Annotated in this window: 21 protein-coding genes and 3 pseudogenes; 11 read left to right on the top strand and 13 right to left on the bottom strand. The window is 36.6% G+C overall.

Features of this window, described 5'->3' with window-relative positions; translation table 11 throughout:
* Positions 1–119: 119 nt before the first annotated feature.
* Positions 120–386 carry a hypothetical protein gene (locus LIZ98_RS12325; protein ID WP_227139774.1) on the bottom strand — a complete coding sequence of 89 codons (267 nt, stop codon included), beginning with the start codon at positions 384–386 and terminating at the stop codon, positions 120–122.
* 65 nt (positions 387–451) lie between these two features.
* On the opposite strand from LIZ98_RS12325, the gene LIZ98_RS12320 reads away from it, so the two are divergent.
* From LIZ98_RS12320 to LIZ98_RS12310, 3 genes are all read left to right on the top strand, one after another.
* Positions 452–682, top strand: a complete 231-nt coding sequence (locus LIZ98_RS12320; RefSeq protein ID WP_227203072.1) for a hypothetical protein — start codon at positions 452–454, stop codon at positions 680–682.
* A 134-nt stretch (positions 683–816) separates the two neighbouring features.
* Positions 817–2229, top strand: a complete 1413-nt coding sequence (gene pepV / locus LIZ98_RS12315) for a dipeptidase PepV (RefSeq protein ID WP_227139775.1) — start codon at positions 817–819, stop codon at positions 2227–2229.
* A gap of 870 nt (positions 2230–3099) precedes the next feature.
* On the top strand, positions 3100–3426 hold the full coding sequence (locus tag LIZ98_RS12310; protein ID WP_227139776.1) for a PTS lactose/cellobiose transporter subunit IIA: 327 nt from the start codon (positions 3100–3102) through the stop codon (positions 3424–3426).
* A 206-nt stretch (positions 3427–3632) separates the two neighbouring features.
* Here the strand turns inward: LIZ98_RS12310 and LIZ98_RS12305 are convergent, their stop codons facing one another.
* The 4 genes from LIZ98_RS12305 to LIZ98_RS12290 form a co-directional block, all read right to left on the bottom strand.
* Complete coding sequence (locus LIZ98_RS12305) at positions 3633–5609, bottom strand: FtsX-like permease family protein (protein ID WP_227139777.1); 1977 nt, start codon at positions 5607–5609, stop codon at positions 3633–3635.
* Complete coding sequence (locus LIZ98_RS12300; RefSeq protein WP_227139778.1) at positions 5602–6369, bottom strand: ABC transporter ATP-binding protein; 768 nt, start codon at positions 6367–6369, stop codon at positions 5602–5604. Before LIZ98_RS12300 ends, LIZ98_RS12305 begins: the two co-directional genes overlap by 8 nt.
* 234 nt (positions 6370–6603) lie before the next feature.
* Complete coding sequence (locus tag LIZ98_RS12295) at positions 6604–7605, bottom strand: sensor histidine kinase (RefSeq protein ID WP_041845461.1); 1002 nt, start codon at positions 7603–7605, stop codon at positions 6604–6606.
* A gap of 1 nt (position 7606) precedes the next feature.
* On the bottom strand, positions 7607–8278 hold the full coding sequence (locus tag LIZ98_RS12290; protein WP_041848692.1) for a response regulator transcription factor: 672 nt from the start codon (positions 8276–8278) through the stop codon (positions 7607–7609).
* A gap of 420 nt (positions 8279–8698) precedes the next feature.
* On the opposite strand from LIZ98_RS12290, the gene LIZ98_RS12285 reads away from it, so the two are divergent.
* The 6 genes and pseudogenes from LIZ98_RS12285 to LIZ98_RS12260 form a co-directional block, all read left to right on the top strand.
* Positions 8699–9154, top strand: a complete 456-nt coding sequence (locus tag LIZ98_RS12285; RefSeq protein ID WP_041845463.1) for a hypothetical protein — start codon at positions 8699–8701, stop codon at positions 9152–9154.
* A 404-nt stretch (positions 9155–9558) separates the two neighbouring features.
* Positions 9559–10320, top strand: coding sequence for an HAD-IIB family hydrolase (locus LIZ98_RS12280; protein ID WP_227139779.1), 762 nt, complete (start codon positions 9559–9561; stop codon positions 10318–10320).
* A gap of 98 nt (positions 10321–10418) precedes the next feature.
* A complete protein-coding gene (locus LIZ98_RS12275; RefSeq protein ID WP_227139780.1) occupies positions 10419–10907 on the top strand; it encodes a hypothetical protein in 489 nt (162 codons plus the stop codon).
* A gap of 194 nt (positions 10908–11101) precedes the next feature.
* Positions 11102–11560: an HI0074 family nucleotidyltransferase substrate-binding subunit gene (locus tag LIZ98_RS12270; RefSeq protein WP_034772345.1), complete on the top strand. Its 459-nt coding sequence runs from the start codon at positions 11102–11104 to the stop codon at positions 11558–11560.
* Positions 11547–11834: a nucleotidyltransferase domain-containing protein gene (locus LIZ98_RS12265; protein WP_034772392.1), complete on the top strand. Its 288-nt coding sequence runs from the start codon at positions 11547–11549 to the stop codon at positions 11832–11834. The genes LIZ98_RS12270 and LIZ98_RS12265 overlap by 14 nt, the downstream gene beginning before the upstream one ends.
* A gap of 76 nt (positions 11835–11910) precedes the next feature.
* Positions 11911–12303 (top strand): annotated as a pseudogene (locus tag LIZ98_RS12260) (NUDIX hydrolase); the annotation flags it as partial.
* Positions 12304–12389: 86 nt separating this feature from the next.
* Here LIZ98_RS12260 and LIZ98_RS12255 read toward each other — a convergent pair.
* The 4 genes from LIZ98_RS12255 to pdxR form a co-directional block, all read right to left on the bottom strand.
* The gene (locus LIZ98_RS12255) at positions 12390–13265 is read right to left on the bottom strand and encodes a DMT family transporter (RefSeq protein ID WP_227139781.1); all 876 of its coding nucleotides are present in this window, start codon (positions 13263–13265) and stop codon (positions 12390–12392) included.
* Positions 13266–14183: 918 nt separating this feature from the next.
* Complete coding sequence (locus tag LIZ98_RS12250) at positions 14184–14393, bottom strand: helix-turn-helix transcriptional regulator (RefSeq protein WP_034772340.1); 210 nt, start codon at positions 14391–14393, stop codon at positions 14184–14186.
* Positions 14394–14397: 4 nt separating this feature from the next.
* Positions 14398–14715: a DUF6442 family protein gene (locus LIZ98_RS12245; protein ID WP_216406741.1), complete on the bottom strand. Its 318-nt coding sequence runs from the start codon at positions 14713–14715 to the stop codon at positions 14398–14400.
* 275 nt (positions 14716–14990) lie between these two features.
* On the bottom strand, positions 14991–16445 hold the full coding sequence (gene pdxR, locus LIZ98_RS12240; protein ID WP_227139782.1) for a MocR-like pyridoxine biosynthesis transcription factor PdxR: 1455 nt from the start codon (positions 16443–16445) through the stop codon (positions 14991–14993).
* 293 nt (positions 16446–16738) lie between these two features.
* On the opposite strand from pdxR, the gene LIZ98_RS12235 reads away from it, so the two are divergent.
* A complete protein-coding gene (locus LIZ98_RS12235) occupies positions 16739–17374 on the top strand; it encodes a LysE family translocator (RefSeq protein WP_108898611.1) in 636 nt (211 codons plus the stop codon).
* Between the two features lie 187 nt (positions 17375–17561).
* Here the strand turns inward: LIZ98_RS12235 and LIZ98_RS12230 are convergent, their stop codons facing one another.
* Genes LIZ98_RS12230 through LIZ98_RS12220 form a run of 3 tightly spaced genes read right to left on the bottom strand, consistent with a single transcriptional unit; the run spans position 17562 to position 19582 of the window.
* Positions 17562–18338, bottom strand: coding sequence for a hypothetical protein (locus tag LIZ98_RS12230; RefSeq protein WP_227139783.1), 777 nt, complete (start codon positions 18336–18338; stop codon positions 17562–17564).
* Entirely contained in the window at positions 18339–19211 is an 873-nt protein-coding gene (locus LIZ98_RS12225; protein ID WP_227139784.1) for an ATP-binding cassette domain-containing protein, read from the bottom strand.
* Positions 19208–19582 (bottom strand): GntR family transcriptional regulator, encoded by a 375-nt coding sequence (locus tag LIZ98_RS12220; RefSeq protein WP_041845472.1) that lies wholly within the window; start codon positions 19580–19582, stop codon positions 19208–19210. The genes LIZ98_RS12225 and LIZ98_RS12220 overlap by 4 nt, the downstream gene beginning before the upstream one ends.
* 321 nt (positions 19583–19903) lie before the next feature.
* Between LIZ98_RS12220 and LIZ98_RS12215 the strand changes: the two are divergent.
* A pseudogene (locus tag LIZ98_RS12215) lies at positions 19904–20215 on the top strand (GNAT family N-acetyltransferase); the annotation flags it as partial.
* A 41-nt stretch (positions 20216–20256) separates the two neighbouring features.
* Here LIZ98_RS12215 and LIZ98_RS12210 read toward each other — a convergent pair.
* Positions 20257–20510, bottom strand: a pseudogene (locus LIZ98_RS12210) (hypothetical protein); the annotation flags it as partial.

Genomic DNA, 20510 nt, shown 5'->3' with positions numbered 1-20510 from the left:
CGAGCCTCAATCTCGTCACCGTTTTTAAGTGAAAAATGCTTGTTTTTGGCGACGAAAGCCAACCTCGTCGCCACTTTGAAGTGAAAAATGCTCTATTTTGGCGACGAGACCCGTTTTCGTCACCATTTTGAGGTGGGAAATGCTCTATTTTGACGACGAGCCTCAATCTCGTCACCGTTTTTAAGTGAAAAATGCTTGTTTTTGGCGACGAGCCTCAATCTCGTCACCGTTTTTAAATGAAAAATGCTTGTTTTTGGCGACGAGATCAATTCTCGTCGTCGTATTTGGGTGAAAAACTTTCTTTTTTGACGACGAGCCTCAATCTCGTCACCGTTTTTAAGTGAAAAAAGCCCAATTTTGACGACGATCCCTATTCTCGTCGCCACTTTGAAGTGAAAAATGCTCTGTTTTGGCGACGAGACCGAATCTCGTCACCATTTTGGAGTGAAAAATGCCCTATTTTGGCGACGAGACCGAATCTCGTCACCTTTTTTGGGTGAAAAACTCAATTTTTTGGCGACGAGCCTCAATCTCATCACCGTTTTTAAGTGAAAAAAGCTCAATTTTGACGACGGAACCCGATCTTGTCACCATTTTAAGGCGACAAACACCATATTTTGCCGACAAGACTACTCAATCACTTTTGGTTGCTGCTTTTATGGGTTTAACCTCATTATCGTAAGAAAAAAGAAGGACAATATAAAATCGCCATCCTATTGATTTGCTTCAAATATTTAATCCTTCATTTTAAAACCTCTAATAAAGGAGTAAAATAATATAGTAATAATCGGGATTAAAAAGGAGTGGAATGACATCATGAGTGAGACTCAATGGATGGATGAAGTCTTGAAAAGAAAAGATGACCTGATTAAAGATTTACAAAGTTTTTTACAAATCAAAAGTGTACTCGATGAAGAGCATGCAACAGCAGATGCTCCCCTCGGACCGGGAATTAAGAAAGCTCTGGAATATATTCTTGATTTGGGAGAGAAAGATGGATTCAAAAGTAAGAATGTCGGTAATTTGGCCGGCCATCTGGAAATGGGTCAAGGAGAAGAACTTCTTGGTATCTTAGGTCATATCGATGTGGTACCGGAGGGAGATGGTTGGAGTGTTGACCCGTATGGTGCGGTGATTAAAGACGGGAAAATTTATGCTCGCGGTTCCAGTGATGATAAAGGACCGACAATGGCTGCGTATTATGGGATGAAAATTGTAAAAGAATTAGGTCTGCCACTAAATAAAAGAGTACGGTTGATTATTGGAACTGATGAAGAAAGCGGCTGGCGTTGTGTTGATCACTACTTTAAACATGAAGAAATGCCGACAATCGGATTTGTCCCGGATGCGGATTTTCCAATTATTTATGCAGAAAAGGGAATTTCCAATTTTGATATCGTTCAACCGGCACAGGAAGGACAAGCCACCGGACAAATTGAATTATTATCTTTTCAATCCGGACGCAGATACAATATGGTCCCTGATTTTGCGGAAGTGCATGTACATGTCCAAGATGAAACGGTTGACCTCGAACATAGTTACCAAGTATTTCTTAATGAAGTGAACTTAGAAGGGAATATTTCTACAAACGGTAAGGAACGGATCCTGACCTTGATTGGTGTCAGTGCCCATGGTGCCGAACCACGAAACGGCAAAAATGCGGGAATTTTTATGGCAAAATTTTTGAATGAATTTCAATTGGATGAATCCGGAGCAAAATTTGTCGCAACTGTTTCCCAATTTTTTGACCAAAGCCGTGGCGAAGTATTCGATATTCAATATACGGATGACGTTTCGGGTGACTTGACTATCAATGTGGGGATCATGAGTTTCCAAAAAGAATCCGGTGGAAAGATTGGGTGCACTATGCGCTATCCGGTCACCTTTGATATTGAAAAAGGAAAAGCAAAAATTGAAGCATTGGTAAAAGAAATTGGGTTTCAATTGGCGAAATTCACTGATTCTAAGCCGACTTATGTCAAAGCAGACGACCCGTTAATCCTAACGCTGCAAAAAGTTTATGAAGAACAAACCGGTGAAAAAGCAGAACTCCTCGCTATTGGCGGTGGTACATATGCCAGAGCATTAAAACATGGTGTAGCTTTCGGTGCCATGTTCCCGGGACGTGAAGATGTTATGCACCAAAAAGACGAATACGCCTATGTGGACGATTTGCTTAAAGCAACTGCCATTTACGCTCAAGCCATCTATGAATTGGCAAAAGCTTAAGGGTTGAGTATTGGAATTAAACGGTTGGCCATCTGAATATCAGCACCGAACCATTTCGCATTTTCCTCGGTGAGTATTGAAATTAAACGGTTGGCAATCAAGGCAAGATATGCGAATGAGTGTGAAAAAACTAAAGTGGACCTCATAAAGTTGCATCATTGTTCAAACTTGGATCCTCAGTATATCCTCAAGTTTTAGAATACAGGATGGGAAATTGTTAGGTCTTAGAATGTGCATATGTGAACAATTACGTTCCTTGTCGAAAATAAAAGTAACCTGCAAAATGCTTTAAGGCGCCTTCATGGAGATAGGATGAAATAAACCGACGTATCTCTGGAAGGCGCCTAATATATTAGGTCTTCAAACTTTAAACATCTTCATTTCAGCCATAAAAAGCACCGTTTTTAAAATAATCAAATTGTCCATGTACATCTAACAATAATCCCAATTAGTTTTTATATTATCTCTTATATTACGAACTTGGTAGTTTCCGTTGTTTTATTTTTAGTAGTAATGTTTTCCGTTGCGCTTAGGAAAGAGTTTGGATTAACATGAAATCGTTTTCATATTAAGATAAAGACAGGTAGTTGATAAAGAGAAGCACCAAACAGTTAATAAAGTTCAATACAGTAGGGACAACCAAAAAAATATAAGCTGAAGTGCATACAGGTTCCCGAAACACAGAAGACTTCAAACTTGAGCTTTATTAGGAACAGGAAATTTTCAACAAAGTTTTGAAACTAGTGTGGTATATAATATATTTCCGTGGAGCAAAAAATGGTAGGCATACCCTACAAAATTCAAATAGAAAACTAAGCTCCACCAGTAGAAGTTAGTGTTTCATAATATTTTAACTTAAGGGTGATTTTGATGAACATAGAAGAAATTAGTTTTCAAATTATACTAAATGGAGGAAACGCTCGAAGTTTAGCTGCGGAGGCAATAAACTATGCTAAAGCAGGTGAGTTTGACAAAGCTGAACAAAAAATTGAAGAAGCCAACGAAGCCATGATAATCGCTCACCGTTTTCAAACAGATCTTATTCAGGGGGAAGCTCGTGGGGAAAAAGTAGAGATTCGTTTAATCCTCATTCACGCTCAGGATCATTTAATGAATGCAATGACAGTTATTGACCTTGCAAAAGAAATAATAGAACTTTATAAAAAAACGAGTGAACTAGAACTACGAAAGAGTTAAAAAAATATCAAGCTTCAATTTTTATTCTGTTTAAAAATGTGTGATCAAGTCCCATGAATGGAATTATGGAGAACAGAAAATCATGGATAAGCTTTGTACTGCTTTATACTCTTAAAAGAGAACCCGGTACTTGCTGTAAATATCTTTTTCATAGAATAAAAAAAAAAACCCGGCAATCACCGAGTTTTCTTTATGAAAATCCATTGTTAACTGACAATCTTATAATATTCCCTCGCTGTTAATGAATAAACCAAAGCATAAAACATGGCAAAGACGAGAATGGTTGCGGCTGTACAGATGGCAAACAGTCCAACATTTGTTAAGTTTAACAGCGCCAATAATTTGGTGATGACTTTAAAGGCAAAGGCAATGTGAATAGCAGCTGCGACAAGCGGCAGGAAGAAGACAATCAGTACTTGACTCTTGATCGATTTTTTAATTTCTTCTTTACTTAAGCCAACTTTCTGCATAATTGCAAATCGTTCTTTGTCATCGTAGCCTTCTGATATTTGTTTATAGTACATGATCAAGACGGTTGCCATGATGAACAATGTACCGAGGAATAGACCAAGGAAAAACAGGCCGCCATAAATGGAGTAAAAAGATTCTTTCGCTTCTTCGCGACCTTCTGCCTGACCGTCGATGGAAGCTTCATTCAATTTTTTAGCCAATGCCTTTGTCAAAGCAATTTCATCTTTTGCGTTCCCATCTACATCAAAGCCGTAAAAATAGGATAAATCTTTCCATTCAACAGCATCCAGTTCTTCAGTAGGATACAAAGATTTAATGGTATCTTCGTCTTTTACAACGACAAAATAACTATCTGTCATCATGGCAGAAGCATCGCCAATAATTGTTAAGTCTTTCAACTGTTGCTTAATTTGAAAATTTTGTCCTGCGATTATAATTGAATGTTTAATTGGCTTACCTTTAAGCGTGTAAAGTAGTACTTCATTATCTTCCAAGGTAACGGATTGCTTCTCCAATTGGTTGAACTCATCAAGCGGGATTAGTTCAATCATGGAAATATCTGTAAATGATTTCAAGGTATCTTCGTTTGTTGTAAACGTATTTCCTTTTCTGATTGCAGGAAATGACGCCGAGCGATAAGACACCGGATCTTTTAATTTGACTTGGTATTTTTCCGCTTCCTCCTTGATCATTTTTTCCACGGATTGTGACGCTTCTTTTGAAAGATTATTGGCTGTTACATCAATTTCTTTCGGATACCGGGTCTTCAATACATCTTCCATTCCAATGTAAAGAGATACGGTTGTCGATAACATGACCAATACCATTGTGGATAAAATACAAATATTAGCCAGACCAACTGCATTTTGCTTCATTCGATAAATCATACCGGAAACACTGATGAAATGCTTTGTTTGATAATAGAACCCTTTATTTTTCCGCAATAATTTTAACAGAGCAATAGTCCCGGCTGTAAACAAGGCATATGTCCCGACAATAACGAGCAGGACGGCTAAGAAAAATTTATTGATCGCAGCTAATGGTGATTCGGTAACAAGCGCGATATAGTAGCCATAAGCAAGTGTTGCCACCCCGATTAAGACAAGAACCCATTTCGTCTTTGGTTCCCGTTCACCGACTTGTCCGCCGCGCAACAATTCAATCGGTTTGGCCAAATGAATTTGTCGTAAATTGTTCAACAGTGTAAGGACAAAGATACCAATAAAAAGAACAGCAGTCATTCCCATTGATTTTATCGAAACAAAATATGTGAACGGCACTGCAAAATGTAAAATATTATTTAAGAGTAAAAACATTAATTTACCTATGACGGCTCCACTTATTAATCCAATAAAAAGACTAATAACAGTGACAAAGAAGGTTTCCCAAACAATAATTGTGAGGATGTGCTTCTTTTCCATTCCAAGAATGTTAAATAGTCCAAATTCCTTTTTCCGCCGTTTGATTAAAAAACTATTTGTATAAAATAGGAAAATAACTGAAAATATCCCGATGACATAGTTACCCAGATTTAAAATTATAATCAGGGCATCCCCACCAGACATTTTTTTCAAACCCGGGTTTCCGGAAATAAAATGCATCATATAAAACATGGCGATAGTACTGATGCACGTGAGAATATATGGTATATAGGTTTTTCGATTTTTGTTAATATTCGTCATGGCCAGCTTTGCGTAGAAAAATTTACTCATTTCTCGCACCGCCCGTTGCAATGATATTTAACGTATCGGAAATTTTCTGATACATCTCCTCAGTAGATAAAGATCCTTTATAGATTTGATGGAATACCACCCCATCTTTGATAAACAGGACGCGACTGGCATGGCTGGCGGCTTTTGTACTATGGGTAACCATAAGAATCGTTTGTCCTTCTTGGTTAATTTGTGAAAAAATTTGCAGCAAATCATCAGACGAGCGCGAGTCCAACGCACCGGTCGGTTCATCGGCAAGCACAAGCTTTGGATTGGTAATCAGGGCTCTCGCAACTGCCGCCCGTTGTTTTTGACCGCCGGAAACTTCATAAGGATATTTTGCTAAAATGTCTTTAATTCGCAACTTTTCAGCGAGCGGCTGCAATCGACTGTTCATTTCTTGATACGCTTTTCCGGATAAAACTAGGGGTAAAAAGATATTATCTTGTAATGAAAACGTATCGAGTAAGTTAAAGTCTTGGAAAACAAAGCCGAGATTTTGCCGACGAAAAGCGGATATTTCCTTTTCATTTATCAAAACGATATTATTTCCTTCAAGTAAAACTTCTCCGCTTGTCGGCTTATCAAGTGCGGCCAAAATATTTAACAATGTCGTTTTTCCGGAACCGGATTCGCCCATAATGGCAACATATTCGCCTTCTTCTACTGAAAAGCTGACATCTGAAAGTGCCTGAACTTGATTACCGCCGAACCGGGTTGTATATATTTTTTTAAGATTTTTTACCTCAAGTAATGTCATGTAAATTCCTCCATCTCTATCGAAATTAACATGTTCAGTATAGCAATGATTCCACCAGTTCAGACATAACTTTTACTTACAGATTCGCCTTCAATCTTACATTTTTGTAAGGTGAAAAAAACGAAGACTGTCCAATGAACCACCGCATAGACATGAATAAATGTATCGCTAATCGGACGATTGATACATGCTATACCGGTTGTGGCCTTCATCGGACAGACTCATAGGGAGGACTTATTCCACCCCGATTTCCTTCATCTCTAAATCAATAATGACCTTAGTTCCTTTTCCAACTTCGGATTGGATGGATATATCATGTGACAACTTTGCTAGAATTTGTTTGCAAAGATACAAGCCGATCCCGGTCGATTGTTTAAAGGCTCGTCCGTTGTATCCGGTAAAGCCTTTCTCAAAAACTCGCGGCAAATCTTCCGCTCGTATACCAATGCCGGTATCTTCAATAATCAATCGTTTTCCCTTCGTATAAATCGAAATCGAACCTTCCTTTGTATACTTCAATGCGTTGGAGAGAATTTGTTCAATGACGAAGAGCAGCCATTTCTCATCCGTTAACACTGTAAAATTTACGCCGGCATAGTTGAGGCTAATTTTTTTGCGAATGAATAATTTGGCATTTTTCCGGATCGCTTGCTTAATAATCCCATCCAAATCATATTTTTTTAAAACAAGATCATTGGACATATTTTCTAAACGAAGATATTGCAGAACAAATTCAACATATTGCTCAATTTTCATCAATTCCATTTCCAACTCGGAATTTTGCTCGGTTTGGTCCGATTGGAGAAGCAGCCGCATCGCCGCAATGGGTGTTTTGATTTGATGGGTCCATTGGGTAAAATAGTCAACTAAATCTTTTTGCTTATTGTCGGCTTGAATGGTTAATTCATTTTTATGTTTATATAAAATTTGAAGTAGTTCTTGATATTGACGTTCAATCGCATTTTGAGGAACAGGTAATTGGTTGATTTGCACCGTTATCGTTTTGTGTGCAATTTTTAGCATTTTGTACCGCTTGATAAATTTTAAAAAATCAACAATAAAAAAGATGAGACCGATATATAGGCATAAAAGGACGGCGTAAAGAATCGGGGCAAGGGGCAGATGACTGAGCGAAAAAACAATGGTAAAGCATAAGACAAAAAGGGTGGACAATCCGAGCGGTCTCCAATTTTTATGTAAATATAGTAGCAGTAGATTTTCTCTATAATTCTTCATATCAGTCCACCAAATAGCCGAGTCCTTTCTTTGTTTTTATAAAATCATGGAGCCCGATCGCTTCTAACTTTTTGCGAAGCCGATTAATATTTACTGTTAATGTATTGTCATCGATGAAGCTGTCCGTTTCCCATAGCCGAGTCATCAAGACATCTCTTGAAACGGTTTTCCCTTTATTTTCAAGAAGAACATGCAAAATTTTTTGGTCGTTTTTTGTTAAATCAATTTTTTGGCCATTATAGGTTAATGTGGCGTCACTTGTGTTTACAATCGCCCCACGGTGCTCTAATAAATTTGTTTGCCCGGTAAAATCATACGTACGCCGAAGCAATGCCTGTACTTTTGATGTGAGAATGGTCAGGTCGAATGGTTTGGCAATAAAATCATCCCCTCCCATACTAATCGCCATGACAATATTCATATTATCGGAAGCGGAAGAGATAAAAATAATCGGCACTTTGGACAATTTCCGAATCTCATTACATAAGGTGAACCCATTCACAAAAGGGAGGGAGATATCCAATAAAACCAACTGCGGATCATACGAAACAAAATGAGACATGACATTTTGAAAATCGATAATATATTCAACCTCGTAGCCCCATGATTCAAGATGCGTTTTTACCGTTTTCGCAATCACCATATCATCTTCAACTATTAATATTTTGTACATGATACATGCTCCATTCGTTCATTATGTTGTTGTGTGCAAAAATTTTGACAATTATATTATTGAAACAAACGTTGTCTACAATCAATTTGTGTATGTATTGCTCTGTCAAAAATATGCTCACTACCTTTACTAGTTAATTTTATCTTATAATAGTCTGTCATAAGTAGGCAAATAGAAACAGTTATCCGAATTAATTCAACTAACGATTTTTCGGAGTGAAAAACCTTTCACATTCTCCTTGCCCCGTAATCCTTCTAACCGGCTTCATATTTGTTTGATTATTAAGATATAAACTGGACTGAATTGGAGTAAACTGCCTAAAATTTATATGTGTGAAAACCGTAACATAATTGTAAGATTTATAATGCACTTTCTCCTTTATAATAGGGGTGAAATCTAAAAGAAAAGGGATGTGCCGGTATGAAATGTTCTGTCTGTAAACACGAAATGTATTATCGTTTTATCGATGATGCTTATTATTGTCCCAGTTGTGATTTATGGTTTGAGGGGAACAACGCAGAAACCGACTATCATGAGAAACAGCTTAATCCAAACGCTGAAGAAGACTATGCTTTAGTTCTTGACTTTCAAGCAAAGGACCAAAATCTTATCGCTTTTAAAGAATATATGAATAAACTGAATTCCCAACTTGAACAGGATGGCTATAACATTTTGAAATATATGGTTGAAACTGGACAAGATGGGGGGATAACCAGTTATAAACCTTACCATATGGAATTAATGATTCACTCCAATCATGCTCAAAAGGAAGCTTTTGATAACTATATGGATGAACTATTCGAACGTTTCTTAATAACAAAAGGGATTGTATTAAATCATTATTCCTTAAAAGAACTAAACACGGTCCCTGTATAATATAAAAATGATTTGCAAAGCCCAGTCTTAAAATGGCTGGGTTTTTTGTTCGTTTATGTATAAATGTCCAGTAAGGAGGAGAATTGCCTTGTAGGGAGGATCGCTCAGCTGTCTATGGGACAAAATGATTTGAAGATCAAGTAGAAATGTCCCATAGAAAGGTGCAATGAGACATTTTAAAGAGAAAAAGAGGGAAAAGTGTCTCATAGAAAGAATGCTCAGGGGACAAAACCATTTGAAATGTCCCATAAATAAAGTACTATAATAATGATAAAGAAAACTCGGCAATTGCCGAGCCTTTAGGCGACGGCAGAGCCGCAAGAGCACTTATGCGTTAGGAAAGTAGAAATTGAAAAATTTTTACTTTCCTATTAGCCCAGGAAAACTTACTAGGAGTGGTCTTCTTGAAATTTGTATTTGATTTGGATGGTACGATTTGTTTTAAAGGTCAACCCGTTTCAGAAAGAATCCTGAAATCGCTAGAAAAGTTGGAAGCACAAGGACATCAAGTGATTTTCGCTTCTGCAAGGCCGATTCGTGATTTACTTCCCGTGCTTGATAAAAGGTTTCATACTTATCCAATGATTGGTGGAAACGGGGCAATTGTTGCAAATCAAGGTCAAATTATTTCAACCGTACATTTCGACACTAAAACGCTTTTAAAAATTAAAAGATTAATAGAGTTATATGAGGTTACCTATTTGATCGATAGTTCTTGGGATTATGCCTATACAGGACCGGCAGATCATCCCATTTTACATAATCTTGATCCGCAAAAACTTGCAAAAAATAGACCATTAACTGAATTAAACCCAATTGTAAAAATACTCATGCTTACTTCCAAAAAAATTGGCCAACTAAAACGGGATCTTGCCAAACTGGATGTGGTCGTCAACGTCCATGGCAATGAAGGGGTGCTTGACATCAGTCCAAAAGGAATTAATAAATGGTCAGGATTACAGCAGTTAGCCGTTATCGAAGGAGAATATATTGCATTTGGTAATGATGCCAATGATGTATCCATGTTTCAACATGCAAAACATTCGGTGATGATTGGAGACCATTCCAAGCTTAAGCCGTTTGCAGAGGAACAGTTACCCATTCATGATGACATAGAAAAAGATATAACCGAGAAAGTGGAAGAATTGGCGAGATTTTTTCATTAATAGATAAGATTTCTTGTTAATTTTGATAAAAAATGTTTATCAAAGTGGTATACAAGAATGTGAACTCAATTTAAAAAGAATTATTGGAGGACGCTACCGTGTTCGGACACTTTGGATTTTCATATGTGGGTTTTATTTATCTATTGATGCTATTTATTCCAAATATACTCTGGACAAAGTGTAAGCCTGAAAATTATGAGAATATCGTCTCGAATGAAAATAAGATATTATTGTGGCTGGAACGTGTTGGACAGGTGGCTGTTTCCTGCGTGGTTTTAATTTTCAATGGCTTTAATCTGAAACCATTTTCCCATTGGAGTTTATGGCTAATTATATCTTTTATTTTGATGATAATTTATGGAGTTTTCTGGATACGGTATTTTAAAAGTAAACATACGCTAAAAGATTTTTATGGAAGCCTCTTTGGAATCCCGGTTCCAGGAGCCCTTTTACCGGTATTGGCATTTCTGCTGCTGGGGATTTATGGGAAGGTGATTTGGCTTATTATCTCTATTATTATTCTTGGAATCGGTCATATCGGAATTCAATGGCAGCATTTGAAGGAATGTGAGATAGAGAATTTATGATAATTGACATGAGCATGTAGCAAGACTTATTGGCTATCGACAATTCATTTTGGTAAGTTTTTATATTAATAACCATCAATCAGCCTGTATATGTAAACGTATGATAAACATGTATAATAATACATATGACTATTGCTATTTTTTACCTAAGTTGAGGAAATGGAATTAAACAAATGGTTAAGGAGAGGGTTCTCATGAATGACTTATTTGCTAAATATAAGGAGTCCATCACGTTGTCGTACCAATATGCATTTCGATTATTATTACATTTAAAAAATGTGATTTCAGCCTCCCAACAAATAATTCCACCCGGGAATGAATTATTGAAAGAAGTGTACAGAGATTCGATTGTAAAAAAATATGAAATTCTTGAAGATCAGCTTTGGAAACTGTTGTCTAAAATTTTTAAGGCATCCGGTTTGGAGTTGAATAGTCCGAGAGCGTGCTATCGACAAGCGTTTATTGAGGGATGGATTGAACAAATTGATATATGGGATGATATCTTAAGTTCACGAAATGCAACTGCACATGTCTATAATGAAGATGACTACGAAAAAATTATGCAGAAAATTGTCAATGAATACGTTTATCAACTCGAAGCATTGCTTCAAAAAATTAAAGAAGAAGTGATTGACAATGATGTATGGAATTAGTGAACGAGTATTTGAGCGTCTTATGACCTATTTTCAAAGTGACACTGAAATTCGAAAGGTCATTTTATTTGGCTCACGTGCTAAAAATACGGCAAAATTCAATTCTGATATTGACTTATGCATTGATTATTCAGGAACGAAAAAGGGAAAGGTGATTCGTGATATTGATGATCTTGTAGGTATTTATTCCTGTGATGTGCTTTTTTGCGATTCTTTAAATACGGAAATTAAGCAACAAATTGAACGTGACGGCAAGGTAATTTATGAAAAATAATAGCTTATATTAAAGGACTTTGTTCGCTGATAGTATCACGTTTCATCGATAAAACAAAAAGAAGGGAAAATGTTCTATGGAACCGAAATGGCTCGAATGGGCGAAAGAACTGCAATCAATTGCACAGGCAGGATTAACCTATTCAAGAGATGTATATGACTTAGAAAGATTTGAACAAATCCGAGAAATCAGTATGGAAATTATGTCACAATATACGAAAGTGGACCAGTCCGTATTGAAAAATCTCTTTGCAAATGAAACGGGTTATCCAACGCCTAAAGTGGATATACGAGCAGTAATTTTCGAGGATAATAAAATTTTGCTAGTTAAGGAAAACAGTGATGATAGTTGGTCTTTGCCCGGGGGCTGGGCAGATATTGGATTAACACCAAGTGAAGTTGCTATAAAAGAAGTGAAGGAAGAATCGGGGTTTGATGTAAAACCGGTCAAGCTGTTAGGGGTACTTGAACATACTGATTAAAAACCCTCAAAACGCTGAATTTAAAATGCTGACTAAAAAACCCCTTCAGAAGCGGGCGAAGGGGTTTTTGCATGCTAATTTTTCTCAAAGATTACGAATAAAACACCAATGAAAATGAGGATGGATCCGATCCAAAACATGACACCTAAGCTTTCTCCAAGAATCAGCCATCCAAGTAATGCTCCTACCACGGGCTGAAAAAAGAAAAAGATTCCCCCGCTTGAGGCGTTAAGCATTTGTAATCCACGATTCCAAAAAAGAAATCCACATGCTGTTGAGATAATACCCAAATACAAGACTCCGCCCCAAATTGTCGGTTGAGTCAACGCAGAAAAAGGAATCTTGTGTAACCGTGGCAAAACAAAAGGGGTCAATACGGTTAGCGCTACCATGATGGAATAGGTCGTTACGACAATTTGAGAATAAGCACTCGGTAAAAGTTTTACCAGTACAGACATCAATGCCCATGTTAAAGCAGCAGTAACCAAGGAAAGGCCGCCAAGTTTGCTGGACAAATCCATATTTCCAATTCCAACAATGAGAAAAACTCCAATGGTCGCTAAACAAACAGAAAGTCCCTTTTTTAACGTTAACTTTTCTTTTAGGATGAAACGAGCAAATACAACCATAAATGCCGGCGTTGATGAAGTAATAATCGCTCCCATTTGTGCTGAAGATAACATTGTACCCGTTTCCTGCGTAACGATGGAAATGGCATTACCAATGATTCCAATGGCTATAATGATGAAAACATAACGTTTCTCAATACGCCAGTTTTGTCGAGTGATGAAACCAATCACGAGTAATGCGACAATCGCCACAACATAGCGCATCCACACAAGTTCCAGTGGCGGTATAACCGATACGACAACTTTAACAACAACATACATACCGCCCCATATACTTGATGCGAGTATTAAATATAATGAACCTAATAAAGTATTTTTCATTTATTGTACCCTCCGTTTTTTCTTTAGGTCGAATGCCCCTAACGGAGAGAACAGTCACCTTCCCCCATTAAGAGCAAAAGGGTCCTTTTGGTACGTCATTCTCAAATAATGGAGTCCAATACATTCGAAATCACCCCCGGTTCATCTAATTACAAAATTAGCACCAAAAGATGGCATTAATTATTTGCTAGAAACATAATGTTGCGCTCTTTGCTTAAGTTTTTTAGCAATCGAAACTTTTTGGGCTAACCATTCCGATAATATACATTTTATTATAAAGGAAAATTTGAATTTTTTGTTAGCTAATAGCAGGAAAGTATAAATTTTTCAATTTCTACTTTCCCAACGCATAAGTGCACAAGGAAATCTTCGCGGGAATACATCGCAGCCGAAAAAATTTTATATTTTTCCGGTGAACTAGAGAAGCTTCGGTAGCATTACCTCGCAAGCGAAAATGTATTTTCGCTGACTACGGCTCAGCTCTCGTCTAAACCGGCTCTAATGGACAAAATATGAGGTCAAGCAGATAAAACTGTCCAATAGACGGGCTCTAATGGACAAAATAAGAAGCCAACCAGTTAAAACTGTCCAAAAAACCGGCTCTAATGGACAAAACTTGAAGTCAATCAGCAAAAACTGTCTAATATACCGGTTCTAATGGACAAAACTTGAAGTCAACCAGCAAAAACTGTCCAATAGACGGGCTCTAATGGACAAAACTTGAAGTCAACCAGCAAAAACTGTCCAATAGACGGGCTCTAATGGACAAAACTTGAAGTCAACCAGCAAAAACTGTCCAAAAAACCGGCCCTAATGGACAAAATATAAAGTCAATCATTCAAAACTGTCCAATAAAATGCCCGTTTTGTGAGTTTTTTAGAAAAATAATCTTTTAAGTGCCAATCGTCTTTTATATTACTAATCAAAATAAAACAGGTCTTCAAATTTTTTATCCAGTGCAATACATAAGATTAGCGCTAATTTTGCTGTGGGGTTAAACTGACCGGTTTCAATTGCACTGATGGTTTGCCGAGATACACCAACCATCTTAGCCAAATCTCCTTGCGATAATTTTTTTTCTGCTCTTGCAACTCTTAACCTATTCTTTAAAACCAAATGTTCATTCATACTTTTAAATCACCCCAATTACATAAGTGATGATGAATCCGATTGTTAAGATAGCTCCGATTATTGTATTAATAAGAAAAAACTTTTTGTCCGGTATTTTTTTATACTTGTAATAGGAAATAACAGTTAGATTGGCTGTCAATATTGAGAGCATATCTGTTACGGGTTGATTCGTGAACATTTTAAAGAAAAGGTAGAAAAATACTAATACAAAAATCCCCAACATTCCATGATAGACAGAATCATCATCAATTTTCTGTTCTCTTTCATCCATATCACGATTTTCCAGTCGACTTTTTTCCAAAATTTCTTCTTTTTCCATGACAACCCCACCTTTCTTTTATAAATAAAGTATAGCATAAAATTAAAAAACGCAAACAAAACTTGTCAAAATGAATATAAAACTTTACATATCATCTATAAAACTTGTCATAAAACCGACATAACAGTAAATAAAACACGGTAAAAAAACTGTCGGTTCATTTTTTGGCAGTCGCCTAGGCTATTGAGCATGGTCTTGCCGGCTTTGAACAGAACACTTTCTTTCTAGACGACCGGTTTGTGCGCCATTTAAGTGGGTTCCATGCATTTTTCTTCTTAAAACCAAGCCTCACTCAATCGCCTGATTCCCTCGGTAATTTCTGCTTCACTTAAACCGCCGAATCCGACCAATAATAGAGGGTCTTTTGCCTGATTTTGACTCATCCAGTACTTTGCTGTAGGATATATCTTTACCCCCGAGAATTTTGCTTTTTCAATTAACGTTTCCTCATTATCCCCATTTTTCACTTCTATTAGTAAATGTAGACCTGATTCCTCACCAATAATCTTTACTTGTTCTCCCATAAATTTGCGAATGGACTGGTGCAAGGTTTCATGCTTTTTCTGGTAAATATGCCTCATTCTTCGCAAATGTTTTTGCCAATAACCTTCTTGCATAAATAAGGCAACCGTTTTTTGCAAAATTTTCGAAACAGGTTGCTCATAGGATTGAAAATTTGTTTGAAAGCTTTTGAGAAGTTGCTCCGGTAAAACCATATATGCCAACCGAATGGATGGTAATAATGCTTTAGAAAAAGTTCCCAAATAAATGACCTTACCAAACGAGTCAATTCCTTGCAAAGTAGGAATGGGTTTACCTTTATATCGAAACTCACTGTCATAATCATCTTCAATGATGTATCCGTCTACGCGGTCGGCCCATTGGATTAGTTTCATTCGATTCGCAATCGGCATAATCATTCCCATTGGAAATTGATGGGATGGCGTAACATGAACGATACGGGCATTGCTTTTAGCTAATTTTTTTAAATCTATTCCACCAGTATTTAGTTCTATTGGTATGATTGAAAAACCGTGCTGACGAAAAACTTCTCTTGCACCATCATATCCCGGATTTTCAACTGCAACATTTCCATAATGGTTTAATTGCTGTTGACCGGACTTCTTACCATCACATTCCGGATTCTCTAATTTGATTATGAAACAAAGTAAGCTGAGTAGTTGCTGGATGCCGCCGCCAATAATAATTTGCTCCGGTAAACAGGAAACACCCCTTGATTGGTACAAATATTTTGCTAATTCCACCCGCAGTTCAGGTTCGCCTTGTCTGTCTCCATATGAAAAAATTGCTTGATCATACAAGACTTGATTGGTTAATTTCCTCCAAATGGTAACTGGAAAATGATCTTTGTCGATGTGTCTGTGTCGAAAATCAAAGGGGTAATTTGATTCCAAAGGTTGAACTGCTTCCAAACAAGAAAATTGGGAGCCGGAATCTTGGGATGGCGTAAAAAATTGTTCATCAAATTCGGCGACGTACAACCCACTTTTCGGTTTACTAAGGATAAACCCTTCTGCAATCAGTTGTTGGTAAGCGGCGTCAACCGTATTTTTGCCAATTCCCAAATGGTCGGCCAATTTGCGGATGGACGGCAATCGTGTTCCTTGAGGGATTCTTCCTGTTTCAATTTCTTTTAATAAGTATTGGTAAAGCTGTATGTAAAGTGGTGTCTGGTCATTTGGATTCAAATTCGGGGTTATTTCAAACATTTTGATCCCTCCAATATATCTGTCCCTATATAATTATAAAAAATTGTCCCTTTTACTAGGGTCAATTTGTGATTATGATAGATTATAACATGATAAAGGGGTGGATGAAATGAGAAAGCTTGTGGCTTTATGACATTATTTTGCCTTGATATAGATATGTCGCACAAAGGTTTTTTTATAAAATGGGGGCCAAACAATTGAAATGGAAGCAGTATGACATCAATTAGCAAGGGGAACCCCTTCTTCACAGCTTTCTTAATATCATTTGAAATCCACTAACAAGGAGGAAAATCATGGTTTCTCTTTTCTTTACATATGTATTTTTAGGGTTATCCATTGCTTTGCCCGTTGGAGCGATTACGATTGAAATGACAAAGCAGGGGTTAAAAAATGGCTTTTTGCATGGTTGGTTTGTCGGTTTGGGTGGGATGACGGTCGATTTTATATTAATTATCTTACTGTATTTCGGACTTGCACCAGTTTTATCCTTGCCCGTTGTCCAAAGTTGGATGTGGCTAATAGGAAGTCTTTTTTTACTTTTTATCGGATGGGACAGTATAAAAAATGCTGAAAAAGACATTCACTTGGGAGATGAGAAACCGGAGAAATCATTAAAGTCATCTTATTTAAACGGATTATTTGTTGCCATCTCACCGGGAAGTGTCGTTTTTTGGTTGGGGATTTTTGGAACGGTATTGGCAAACTCTTTTAAGTCAACCGGAAATTCCGGTTTTTTTGTGGTTGCAGCCGGAATTTTGGCAGGTATCTTAATGCATGATTTAATCTTAATGACGATTATCGCAAAAACACGAGTCTTCTTAAATCGGACGATCATAAAGTGGATTTCCGTGATTGCCGGACTTCTGTTAATTGCTTTTGCTGTTTATTTTGCAGTTGAATTTTTTAAAAGTATCTTTGAGATTGGATAGAAAGTTTTAATCGATAGAAAAAAAGAACCGCTAGCGTTAACGCAAAAAAAGCGAAAACACTAGCGGTTCTAAGCGACTAAAGAGAAAGGAACATCTTTTCTATATTTCCAAAAAATGGAATCATAAGAAACAGGACACCCTTTCTCTTTATCCGAATAAGCAAGAATAAATATTCAAGTAGGATCATTTACAATTTGATTCGCACATTTCTTGTTACCAACCTAATAATTCCCAGTACAATGAAAATTAATAAAACTGTACCAATGATTGCATAGAAGGACAGGGTTAAATCTGGAATTGGCAGCCAACCGGGTACAGGGTTCCCCCAAATACCGGCATTAATTAAGAAGATGGCAAGGGCAAGGACAACAAACAGCATACCTTTTATGCCACCAAATCGATAAAACCCTGACCCAATCATCCAACCGATCACATAATAAAAGAATAGATTTACCATAAATACGAGAAGTGATAATCCACTTATTTCTGCCACAGATGGTGCATCAATCACTGCCAAAATCATTTGAGCAATTAATGAATCTTCTTCTGCAATGCGAATATCTGGCAGTCCTTTTAATTCAATCGGCAAGTTTATCCAATCAACCATTCCCTTTGAAAGAAAACGAATGATTAATGCAACGATTGGAATAACAATGGCTAATCCTAATGTACTTATCGTTGCACCGAAAAAATAATCCCTTCTCGTAATCCCGTTTTGAACGTAATAAGGAAGACAACTGACTGATGTGATAATCCCGATAACTAACATATAAATATTACCGAAAATGTAACTTCTCGCATAAAAATCATCTACCGTTCTTCCCGATTCCCCAGTATATATTAATGGATAAAGAATATGAGCGATATAAACGACAAACATGATTCCGAGAAACCATACTGTCCATTTTCCTTGCAGTGTAAATAAATCGATAGCAAGTTTTGTTCGAATTGATTTTTTCTTCATTTATTTCCTCTCCTCCGTTAGATAAATAAATAAATCTTGTAAATTTACCGGTCCGATCTCCAAACCATTGGAATGAGCTTTTTCCTTTTCCTCTTCCGTTAAATTTCCGTATATCATAACAGATTTTGTCCGCCCTAAAGTTTGTTCACTTAATTTCTTCTTTCCTTGGACAAATTGATCTACTTTTGAAGAATCCCCCGTAATGGCCGCTCCCCTTGATAATAAAGTTTCAAAATCATCATGAAAAACAAGCTCACCACGATGAATAATGAGGACTTCTTCAAATAAATAATCCATTTCCGACACAAGATGAGTAGATAAAATAAACGTTCTCGGATACCTTGCTTGGTCTTCTAATAATTCTTTGTAAAAAAATGTCCTTGTTGGCGCATCCATTCCTAAATAAGCTTCGTCAAATATCGTAATTGGCGCCCGACTGGAAAGCCCTATTGTCACATTTAAGGCCGCTTTCTTTCCTTTTGATAATTTATTAACCGGTTTTTTTAACGGTAGTTCAAAACGGTCCAATAAATATTTTGCATATTCTTCATCAAAATTTGGTCGATAACGTTTTAATGTATCAAACATTTCTTTTACTGGACTACTCTCATCTTTAAAGTCACGATCATAAATAAAGGCAACTTTTTGCATAATCCGTGCATTTTCAAACGGAACCTCGCCATCAATTTTAATTGTCCCGGCTGTCGGTTGGTTAAAAGAGGCAAGCAGTGATAAAAGCGAGGTTTTTCCTGCTCCATTCCGTCCTATTAACCCATATATTTTCCCTTGTTCTAATGAAAATGAGATATTTTTTATGACTTGCTGGTTTTTGTATGAAAGGCATAGGTTATTAACCTCTATAAATTTGTTCACTTCATTCCCCTTCCCTTCACTCTTTTTATTAAATCAATTAACTCATCTTCGGTAATTCCTAAAATATTAGCTTCTTCAACTAATTTAATTAAATGGTCTTCGATAAATTTTTCCTTCCGTTGTTGAATCAATTTTTCTTTCGCTCCTTCAGCAACAAACATCCCTACACCCCTCTTTTTAAAAAGGATTCCTTCATCCACTAACTGGTTAACACCTTTTGATACCGTAACATGATTGACTTTATAAAAATTCACAAGCTGATTTGTAGAAGGTGCTTGATCTCCTTCTTTCAGCAAGCCGGTTACGATTTGATCTTCAATTTTTTCCCGTATTTGTAAATAAATCGGCTTATTGTTATCTAAGTTATTCACCCATTTCACCACCTTAAATTGCCGGGATTTTTCAATGCCATGATTAGTTTACTGCTAATATAGTTATATACCTATGTATATAAGTATATATGGAAAATAATTTTCTGTCAATAAATTTAATAAAAAATGGTTTGTACCTAAAAGCTCTTTTTCAAAAATAATACGCAAAGGACCATATGATTGGTTGTTACAAAAACTTTTTGTTAATTTGATGTGAAACTTTGTTATAGGTCATTCGTATTTTTTATAAAAGGTAGGAGTTTTGTTTGGTTCCATCAATGATAAGGTTCTATACTAGAATGCTGAAAAGGATTGGGCGTTAAAGTTTACTATTCAAGTAACAATGTGAATGAATTCATCGGGCTGGGAAGTTTAATTTTAAATGAAGAAAAAACCTCTGAAGCGGAATTCGGCTATATGCTGCTTCCGGAACATTGGGGAAAAGGCTACGGGTCTGAGATTGCCAAAATATTAATCGAAAAAGCGAAAAATAACTTCATAGAAAGGTTAACCGCCATAATCGATCCGAAAAATATTCCTTCTAGAAAAATATTAATTAACAGCGGCTTCCAATCAGAAAAGTTATGTGAAATTGATGGCCTACCAGGGGAGATTTTGTATATGGGTTTATAATTAACTCTATAAAAACTACAAAAAAAACCGTCAAATGACGATTACTTCATCCGATTTAATTCTGCTTCCTGTTTAAGGGATCTCATTCCTAATAAATGAATGAGTTGCTCATGTTCATCTTGTTTCGCTGCAATTTCCTTTGTCCGTTCATTCGTTTCAAGAACGGCTAATTTAATTTGTTGCTGCTCCTGTTTCATTTCTGTTATATCTTGTTTCATAAGTAATTGCTCTTGTTTGATATCTGTTATATCTTGTTTCATAAGTAATTGCTCTTGTTTGATATCTGTTATATCTT

The organism is Caldibacillus sp. 210928-DFI.2.18 (genome assembly GCF_020554505.1).
Taxonomy (GTDB): Bacteria; Bacillota; Bacilli; order Bacillales; family Caldibacillaceae; genus Caldifermentibacillus; species Caldifermentibacillus hisashii.
Note: the sequence above shows the minus strand (reverse complement) of the source record. Positions and strands in the feature narration are given on the sequence as shown.

Bases quoted from the DNA above. Each gene is read 5' to 3' on its own strand.
- LIZ98_RS12320 (WP_227203072.1), top strand. From the start codon at position 452: ATGCCCTATTTTGGCGACGAGACCGAATCTCGTCACCTTTTTTGGGTG.
- pepV (WP_227139775.1), top strand. From the start codon at position 817: ATGAGTGAGACTCAATGGATGGATGAAGTCTTGAAAAGAAAAGATGAC.
- LIZ98_RS12310 (WP_227139776.1), top strand. From the start codon at position 3,100: ATGAACATAGAAGAAATTAGTTTTCAAATTATACTAAATGGAGGAAAC.
- LIZ98_RS12305 (WP_227139777.1), bottom strand. From the start codon at position 5,609: ATGAGTAAATTTTTCTACGCAAAGCTGGCCATGACGAATATTAACAAA.
- LIZ98_RS12300 (WP_227139778.1), bottom strand. From the start codon at position 6,369: ATGACATTACTTGAGGTAAAAAATCTTAAAAAAATATATACAACCCGG.
- LIZ98_RS12295 (WP_041845461.1), bottom strand. From the start codon at position 7,605: ATGAAGAATTATAGAGAAAATCTACTGCTACTATATTTACATAAAAAT.
- LIZ98_RS12290 (WP_041848692.1), bottom strand. From the start codon at position 8,278: ATGTACAAAATATTAATAGTTGAAGATGATATGGTGATTGCGAAAACG.
- LIZ98_RS12285 (WP_041845463.1), top strand. From the start codon at position 8,699: ATGAAATGTTCTGTCTGTAAACACGAAATGTATTATCGTTTTATCGAT.
- LIZ98_RS12270 (WP_034772345.1), top strand. From the start codon at position 11,102: ATGAATGACTTATTTGCTAAATATAAGGAGTCCATCACGTTGTCGTAC.
- LIZ98_RS12265 (WP_034772392.1), top strand. From the start codon at position 11,547: ATGTATGGAATTAGTGAACGAGTATTTGAGCGTCTTATGACCTATTTT.
- LIZ98_RS12255 (WP_227139781.1), bottom strand. From the start codon at position 13,265: ATGAAAAATACTTTATTAGGTTCATTATATTTAATACTCGCATCAAGT.
- LIZ98_RS12250 (WP_034772340.1), bottom strand. From the start codon at position 14,393: ATGAATGAACATTTGGTTTTAAAGAATAGGTTAAGAGTTGCAAGAGCA.
- LIZ98_RS12245 (WP_216406741.1), bottom strand. From the start codon at position 14,715: ATGGAAAAAGAAGAAATTTTGGAAAAAAGTCGACTGGAAAATCGTGAT.
- pdxR (WP_227139782.1), bottom strand. From the start codon at position 16,445: ATGTTTGAAATAACCCCGAATTTGAATCCAAATGACCAGACACCACTT.
- LIZ98_RS12235 (WP_108898611.1), top strand. From the start codon at position 16,739: ATGGTTTCTCTTTTCTTTACATATGTATTTTTAGGGTTATCCATTGCT.
- LIZ98_RS12230 (WP_227139783.1), bottom strand. From the start codon at position 18,338: ATGAAGAAAAAATCAATTCGAACAAAACTTGCTATCGATTTATTTACA.